This window comes from uncultured Romboutsia sp. (genome assembly GCF_958366745.1).
Taxonomy (GTDB): domain Bacteria; phylum Bacillota; class Clostridia; order Peptostreptococcales; family Peptostreptococcaceae; genus Romboutsia; species Romboutsia timonensis.
In genome coordinates this window covers 1-8,401 of record NZ_CATXCO010000096.1, presented here as the reverse complement: position 1 = coordinate 8,401, position 8,401 = coordinate 1, and the positions used below count along the sequence as shown (strand labels likewise).

General features: G+C 27.0%; 8 protein-coding genes. 2 read left to right on the top strand and 6 right to left on the bottom strand.

What is annotated here, in order from left to right; all coding sequences use genetic code 11:
* Positions 1-207: 207 nt before the first annotated feature.
* Positions 208-2,895: a heavy metal translocating P-type ATPase gene (locus Q5F54_RS07720; protein WP_302334181.1), complete on the bottom strand. Its 2,688-nt coding sequence runs from the start codon at positions 2,893-2,895 to the stop codon at positions 208-210.
* 226 nt (positions 2,896-3,121) lie between these two features.
* On the opposite strand from Q5F54_RS07720, the gene Q5F54_RS07715 reads away from it, so the two are divergent.
* Positions 3,122-3,970, top strand: coding sequence for an N-acetylmuramoyl-L-alanine amidase (locus tag Q5F54_RS07715; protein ID WP_302334180.1), 849 nt, complete (start codon positions 3,122-3,124; stop codon positions 3,968-3,970).
* Positions 3,971-4,045: 75 nt separating this feature from the next.
* On the opposite strand, the gene Q5F54_RS07710 is transcribed toward Q5F54_RS07715, so the two are convergent.
* From Q5F54_RS07710 to Q5F54_RS07700, 3 genes are all read right to left on the bottom strand, one after another.
* Positions 4,046-4,606, bottom strand: a complete 561-nt coding sequence (locus Q5F54_RS07710; RefSeq protein ID WP_281537976.1) for a hypothetical protein — start codon at positions 4,604-4,606, stop codon at positions 4,046-4,048.
* A gap of 1 nt (position 4,607) precedes the next feature.
* Positions 4,608-5,282, bottom strand: coding sequence for a hypothetical protein (locus Q5F54_RS07705; RefSeq protein WP_277232233.1), 675 nt, complete (start codon positions 5,280-5,282; stop codon positions 4,608-4,610).
* A gap of 80 nt (positions 5,283-5,362) precedes the next feature.
* A complete protein-coding gene (locus Q5F54_RS07700; protein WP_288564926.1) occupies positions 5,363-6,034 on the bottom strand; it encodes a PspA/IM30 family protein in 672 nt (223 codons plus the stop codon).
* A 245-nt stretch (positions 6,035-6,279) separates the two neighbouring features.
* Between Q5F54_RS07700 and Q5F54_RS07695 the strand changes: the two genes are divergently transcribed.
* The gene (locus Q5F54_RS07695) at positions 6,280-6,807 is read left to right on the top strand and encodes a 2'-5' RNA ligase family protein (protein WP_302168866.1); all 528 of its coding nucleotides are present in this window, start codon (positions 6,280-6,282) and stop codon (positions 6,805-6,807) included.
* A 140-nt stretch (positions 6,808-6,947) separates the two neighbouring features.
* Here Q5F54_RS07695 and Q5F54_RS07690 read toward each other — a convergent pair whose 3' ends face one another.
* Together Q5F54_RS07690 and Q5F54_RS07685 are read right to left on the bottom strand one after the other, a co-directional pair.
* Positions 6,948-7,145: a DUF1450 domain-containing protein gene (locus Q5F54_RS07690; RefSeq protein WP_071120990.1), complete on the bottom strand. Its 198-nt coding sequence runs from the start codon at positions 7,143-7,145 to the stop codon at positions 6,948-6,950.
* A gap of 335 nt (positions 7,146-7,480) precedes the next feature.
* A complete protein-coding gene (locus Q5F54_RS07685) occupies positions 7,481-8,386 on the bottom strand; it encodes an AbgT family transporter (RefSeq protein ID WP_302334182.1) in 906 nt (301 codons plus the stop codon).
* Between the last annotated feature and the right edge of the window lie 15 nt (positions 8,387-8,401).

Genomic DNA, 8,401 nt, shown 5'->3' with positions numbered 1-8,401 from the left:
AGCAACGTGTTGGCGAAGCATTTCGGTCACATCCGTTGCTCAAAATGTCATTTTTTACGTTTCTGAAACTATTGATATTATTTATATTTATAAGTTATCTACAAAAAATTTTTTATTATATTTTCCTTGAACGTAAAAAATAGGTATTATCATGAACATATAATAATACCTATTTTTCTCTTAATTATTAAAATTTGTATTTAGCTTTTATTGTCTATAACCTTTAAAGTTTTTAAGTCTAAGTGCATTAGTAACAACTGAAACAGAACTTAAACTCATAGCAGCTGCTGCAAACATTGGGTTTAAAAGAGGCTCACCAAATATATATAAAAGTCCTGCTGCTATCGGTATTCCTATAGTATTATATCCAAATGCCCAGAATAAGTTTTGCTTAATATTTTTTATAGTTTCATTACTTAACTTTATAGAAGTTGGTACATCCATTAAATCACTCTTCATTAATACAATGTCTGCTGATTCCATTGCAACATCTGTACCACTTCCTATAGCTATACCAATATCAGCTTGAGCTAGTGCTGGTGCATCATTTATACCATCTCCAACCATTGCAACAAATTTGCCTTGTTCTTGAAGCTTTTTAACTTCATTAGATTTATCTTTTGGTAAAACCTCTGATACTACTATATCTATTCCAACTTCCTTTGCTATAGCATCTGCAGTTTTTTTATTATCACCTGTAACCATAGCTACTTTTATTCCCATTTCATGAAGCTTTTCTATAGCTTTTTTACTATTTTCTTTAACAGTATCTGCTACTGCTATTATTCCACCTAAAGTATTATCTATTGATATATACATAGGAGTTTTTCCAACATATGCTAACTCATCAGATTTATCCTCTAAGCTTCCTAAAGCTATATTTTTATCATTCATAAGCTTTTTATTTCCAAGTAATATTACCTTACTATCTATTGTAACCTCTATACCATGTCCTGGTATAGCTTTAAATTCTTCTACTTTCTTAAATTCAATATTATTTTCTTCTCCGTATTTTACTATAGCTTCTCCAAGCGGATGTTCTGAATTTTTTTCAGCACTTACTGCTAATTGAATTAAGTATCTTTCATCTATATCATTAGTAGTTATTATATCTGTAACAGTTGGTTTTCCTTCTGTTATTGTACCTGTCTTATCAAATATTACAGTATCTACTTTATGTGCAAGTTCTAAAGCCTCTCCACTTTTTATAAGTATCCCATTTTCTGCACCTTTACCTGTCCCAACCATTATTGCTGTTGGTGTAGCAAGTCCAAGTGCACAAGGACATGCTATTACAAGTACTGATATAAATATTGTAAGAACAAATTCTAAATCCTTATTTCCAACTATAAACCAAAGTGTTGCTGATACTAAAGCTATTATTATAACTGTTGGTACAAAGTATCCAGATACAGTATCTGCAAGTGCTGCTATTGGAGCTTTTTTACCTTGTGCATCTTCAACAAGTTTTATGATTTGAGCAAGTACAGTATCTGAACCTACTTTTTCTGCTCTAAACTTAATAACACCATTTTTATTTATACTTGCTCCAGTTACATTATCTCCAACATTTTTTTCAACAGGTATACTCTCTCCAGTAAGCATTGATTCATCAACTGATGTATGGCCTTCTACGACAACACCATCAACTGGTATTTTACTACCTGGTTTTACTATTATTATATCTCCTACTTCAACTTCATCTATTGGTATTTCTATTTCTTGATTACCTTTTACTATTAAGGCAGTTTTAGGCTGAAGCCCCATAAGTTTTTTGATAGCTTCTCCTGTTTTACCTTTAGATCTTGATTCTAAATATTTCCCAAGTAATATTAAAGCAATTATTATACCTGCACTTTCAAAGTATAATTGGTGATGCCCATGATTTACTTCCATAGTAGTAGTTGCTATTTTAAATGTTGTATATGCACTGTATAAAAATGCTGCTGATGTTCCTATTGCAACTAGTGTATCCATATTTGGATTTCTATTTATAAGCGATTTAAATCCATTGACATAAAACTTATAACCAGCTATCATTACCGGTATTACTAATATCATTTGTATAAGTGCATAATTTAATGGATTTATAATTGGGTCTATAATACTTGGGACTGGCCAAGGACCAAAAGGCTTTGATATCATAGGACCCATAGCTATATAAAATAGTGGAACTGAAAATCCTACTGCTATTATAAATTTAGTAAATAAAGTTTTCATCTCTTTTTCTTTTCTTAATTTATCTTCATCTACTAGTGATTCTTTTTTTTCTTCAATTATTGAATATCCTGCTTTTTCTATTGCTGATTTTATCTGTGATATTTTAATCTTAGATGAATCATACTCTATATTTGCTTTTTCTGTTGCAATATTTACACTTGAGTTTTCTACTCCATCTAATTTTTTCGTAACTCTTTCTACTGCTTTAGCACATGCTGCACATGTCATTCCACCAATCTTTAACTCTAAAGTCTTTTTATTTTCTTCAATTATTGAATACCCAGCTTTCTCTATTACCGACTTTATATCACTTACTTTAGCCTTAGATGAATCATATTCTATACTTGCTTTTTCTGTTGCAATATTTCCATCTAATTTTTTTGTTACTCTTTCTACTGCTTTAGCACAGGCTGCACATGTCATGCCTCCTATTTTTAATTCTAAGCTTTTAGTATTATTTTCTTTTATAACTTTATATCCAGCTTTTTCTATTGCTAACTTTATATCATCAAAACTTACTTTTTGCTTATCATACTCTATATTAAGCTTTTCAGTTGCTATATTTACACTTGAGCTTTCTACTCCATCTAATTTTTTTGTTACTCTTTCTACTGCCTTTGCACAAGATGCACATGTCATGCCACCTATTTTATACGTTTCTTTATTATTTAGCATAAGGTATCTCCTTTCATTATTTTTATATCTCACATATACCCCATATAGGTATGTTACATTATTTATTTTATTTTTTCAATAACTTTTTATTAATTTATTTAGATATAGTTTTACATTTTTTCTAAAATTATATCTAAATTTATTGATTTAATATAATATATTGAAATATATATTGCCGATATATATAATATATTATGGAATATTTTACACATACAGGAGGGATATTTTGACAAATAAAAAATTAAAAAAAGTTGCACTAACATCTATACTGACAGCAATGTTAGCATCAAGTTTTACAATATCAAATGCAGAAAGCTATAAAGTATTTATAGATGCTGGCCATGGTGGTAAAGACAATGGAAGTTCTCATAATGGATATTTAGAAGATGTTCTTAATTTACAAATTGCACAAAAACTAAAAAATAAATTAATAAATGAAGGTTTTGAAGTTGAAATGAGCAGAAATAACGATACTTACCTATCATTATCAGATCGAACAATTAAATCAAATAATTCAGATGCAAATATATTTATTTCAATACACCAAAATGCAGCTTCTACTACAAGTGCAAACGGTATCGAAACATATTATCTTGGAGATAAAAATAAAAAGCTAGCTAATGCTATACATAAAAGTATTATAAATTCTACAAATGCAAATGATAGAAATATAAGAGAAGCAAACTTCCAAGTGTTAAGAGATAATAAAAAAACATCTATTCTTTTAGAATGTGGTTTTATATCAAATCCATCAGAAGCATACAAATTAAATACTGCTGAATATCAAAATAAATTAGTAGATGGAATAGTGTCAGGTGTAAAAAAATATTTTAATATAAATAATAAAAATAATGTAAATACATCAAATTCAACTAATTCTACACAAAATGATAATTCTAAATTGGCTACTGCTTTAAATACTGTAAATATAATGAGTGATAGAGGTAAAAACTTTAGTGTTATAGGTACTTTACCTCAAGGAACTAAAGTTAAAGTTATAGATACAAAATTTGATTGGCATAAAATAGAATACAATGGTAGATATGGCTATGTATCAGGAGTTTATGTTAAATAAATTCATATTAAATAAATAAGTAGGTATAATTTTATATTATTATCCTACTTATTTTTATTATACAAATATTAAACTTTAATCTCTTTTACTTCTTATATAATCAATTATAATGTATATAACTACTATTACAGTTATAAGCATTACTAGTTTCATAATCCAAGAACTTATTCCATATCCAAAATAGACTCTTCTAAATGGACTATATCCTCCGTAGTAACTTCCTCCAAAAATAGATTTCTTAGAGGTGCTTCCTCCATAGTCATCATAATCATTATTGGTGTTAGTATTGTTATTACTACTATTACTATTATTGTTTTTAGGAGTCGTAGAAAAACTTCCTGAATCTGGTTTTATTGTACTTGATGAGCCTGAATTGTTGGTACTAGTATTTGGCTTTGTAGAAAAACTTCCCGAATCTGGCTTTATTGTGCTTTTTGGCTTTGTGGAATAATTTTTCGTTGAGCTTTTTGTTGAACTTTTAAAACTTCCTGAACTAGGTTTAGTTGTCGAAACTAATGCTACATAAGTATCATCATATGCATAAGATTTTATATTTCCTAATAATCCCCCTATGTAAGTAAATAAAAATATAAATGTCGTTAAAAGATAAGCTATTTTTATTTTCTTATTTTTCATACTATACTCTTAACCCCATTTCTATAAATTTATCATTTATTCTAATTAACTCATCTTGAGTACCATCAGTTATAACTGAATCATATGATTCTTCTCCTTTAAACTTTGAGTACTTTAATATATGCTGGTTATCATAATCTTTGCTATCTATTAAATATACATATCTACTAAAGTTTCCATTATCATCTTTTTCTACTAAATAACCTGCTACATTGAATACAAACTTTTCATCACCTTGATAAAGCTCTACTGTATCAGTAGTTTTTGTAAGTAATGTAGTGTCTTTATCACATTTTACTATATACTCTTTTTCTCTACAGTTAAAGCAATGATTCATATTACAAATACTTACACAGTTTCTACATGCACACTTACTGCATTTATCAATCTTTTCTAAATCTCTACGCTTATCAAGTGTAAGATACTTACTTATTTTTTGATTCGAGTCATTTTCTATTTTAAATAGTTTTTTAAATAATCCCTTATCCTTTTTACTTTCTTTTTCTAAGTTATCTAAAAACTCAATATAATCTTTTAGCGTATCAACTTTACTTATAAAACTTCTTTTTTCTAGTTCCTCAGTATCTAACATTTTTCTTAAATCATCTACACAAAACATTAATTCTGTATATGCTTTATTGTATTTATTTTTTTCATTTACTATTGTATCTTCCATATTTACCACCTCTAAAACCAAACTATTAACGATATACATTATTAAAGGTAGATAGCTTTAAACCATCTACCTTTAATATACTATTTTTTCATTTGTTCTTTTATTCTTTCTAATTCTTCAGCTACTTTAGAATCAACTGATGGCGAACTTTTTATATATTCATCTAATAACTCATCTTCATTTTTAGGCTTTAATTCATCTAAAGCCTTTCCATAGTTTTCTTTTTGAGAAACTTTCTTTTCAAGTTCATCTAAATTTATACCATGGTCATCATTAAGACCTGCTAAAGTTTCATTTATTTCATTATTTATCTGTGCAACATCAAGTCTTGTTGCTAACTCTTGTTTTTTAGACTTCATTTTAGATATTTCTATTTCTAACTCTTCTATCTTAACTTTTATAGCAGATATTTTATCGTCTTGTTCTTTTATTCTAGAATTAGTTTGATTTAACTTTTCTTGTAAATCTAGCTTTTGTTTAACAAATGATTGTGCTTTTTCAGTGTCTTCTTTTAATATCGCTGCTTTAGTAGCTTCTTCATATTTATTTATTTTTTCTTCTAGTCCATTTTTCTCATCTCTTATGCTATCTACTGTAGCTATAAAGTTTGCACATTGCTTTTTAGCATTTGTAAGTAATTCTTCTTTTTTCTTTATAGAAAGTTCTAACATTTCTATTGGATCTTCATGTTTATCTAATACCTTATTAGCTTTTGCTTCTATAACATTTTTTAATCTTTTAATAAAGCTCATTTTATCATCTCCAAAACATTGAAATTAATTTTAAGATAATTATACACTAATTTTCCTAAAATTTGATTACTATTTTGTTACAAAATAGTTTATATTTAACTATATTTTACTTTTTGTATTTATAAATCTTCATATTTTCACTTATTTATATCATATTATAAATATATAATATTTATGTATATGGTATAAATTTTAATATGATAATTTATACTATGTACATAAATTTAAATACAAAGGAGTACTTTATGAGATATGTTGTTGTAAGTGTAGTTAAAGGAGAAGCAGGTAATTTTAATAATAATTTAAGAAAAGAAGTGTACGAGAAATTTAATGCTAAATCATCTAAACTTCCTGCACATTTTACTATCAAGTCTCCATTTGAAACCGATAATATAGTACAATTAGAAAATACCTTAGATAAATTTAGTAAAGAAAACTATTCTGCACCTTATAAAATAAAAGGATATGACCATTTTGATGATAGGGTTATATTTGTGAAAGTAATTATGAGTAAAGAAGGCAAAATTCTTCATGATAATCTAATAGATTCTATGAGTAGTATTGATTATATAAACTTTGATAAACTAGATGGTAAAAATAAAATATTTCATATTACTATAAGTTCAAAAAAAATAAAAAATATATTTAATGATTTATTAAACTATGTAAGTTATATACCTTGTGATTTTAATTGTAACTTTGATAATATTTGTATATATAAATGGGAAAATAATACTTGGGTACTTCATAAAGAATATCTATTAAAAAAGTAGTAGCAAAATTGCTACTACTTTTTATGCGTATCATTTCTTAAATGGTTAACTTCTTGATCTCTTAATTCATTTTCTCTTTTTACCAAATTATTCACCACATCTTTATATATGAAATTAAATACTTTGGTTAAATTCCCTTTTTATTTGTTATTTTTTGCAGCTTCTAAAAATTCATCTTCTGTTTGCTTTATAACAAGTTCTCCATTTATTTTTCCGACAGCTTCCTTAGAAAATGATCTACATGCACCTATACATCCAGTTTTAACATTTTCTTCTCCTATAGTCTTTTTTAACTTATCTACATTTATATTTGAACAATATGGGCATACTCTTATCATTGTTTTAATCTCCTTTAAATTATTATACTTTTATTTATTTTTATACCCCATATGTTAGTTTATAAACATAAGTAATTACTTTTATAATCACAATATATTATGTAATACTTTTTTATTAATTTATTAGAGTTTAATTAAAATCAATTATAAATAAAAATAAAGTAAAACTATTCTTTACTACTATTAAGCATATTAAATTATGTTTTCTTTAAAGATTGACATTAGTCGAAATAAATATATGTCCCATCAAATTAAAATAGCAAATGCACTTAATTTAAGGTTTATAAACTTAAATTAAGTGCATTTATTATTTCATTACATATATTTAGCTCATTCTATATTGAATACAATATTGCCCCTCCTGGTCCTAGAGGTATATTAAATATCATAAATGCTAAAAGAAGTATTATCCAAGCAATAGCAAAAACTATTGAGTATGGAAGCATATTAGCTATTATAGTACCCATACCTATATTTTTATCATATTTTTTAGCAAATGCTAATATTACTGGAAAGTATGGGAAAAGTGTGCTCAATGGATTAGTTATAGAGTCCCCTATACGATAAGCAACTTGAGTTAATGCTGGGTCATATCCTAATAATAAAAACATTGGTACAAATATAGGTCCCATTATAGCCCATTTTGCAGATGCACTTCCTACAAATATATTTATAAATGCTGCAAATAATACAAATGCTACTATAAGCCCTTTACCTGTCATACCTGCATTTTGAAGCCACTGTGCTCCTTTTATAGATAATATAGTACCCAAATTACTTGCATTAAATAAGTATAAAAATTGTCCTGCTGCAAATGCTAAAACTATATACATTCCCATATCACTCATAGAGCTACCCATCATAGAAACTAATTCTTTATCATTTTTTATACTCTTAGTAACTTTACCATATACAAATCCTGGAACTAAAAATACTGCTGTTATTATCGGAACTATACCTTTCATTAAAGTTGAACTATTAGAAAGTAATGATCCTGTTTCGCTATCTCTTAAGAATACATCATTACCTATAGATAACCCAACTATTATAATTACTACTAATAATAATGAATATAGTGCATATTTAAGACCTTTAGCTTGAAGTGGCGTAACTTCTTTTGATGTTGATGTATCCTCTGCTAAGCCTTCGTATTTTCCAAAACGAGGAGCTACATATTTTTCAGTTACAATCGACCCAAGTATAGTTATAGTAGTCGAACTTAAAAAAGTTCGTAAATAGATTCTTCAAGGCTCTTG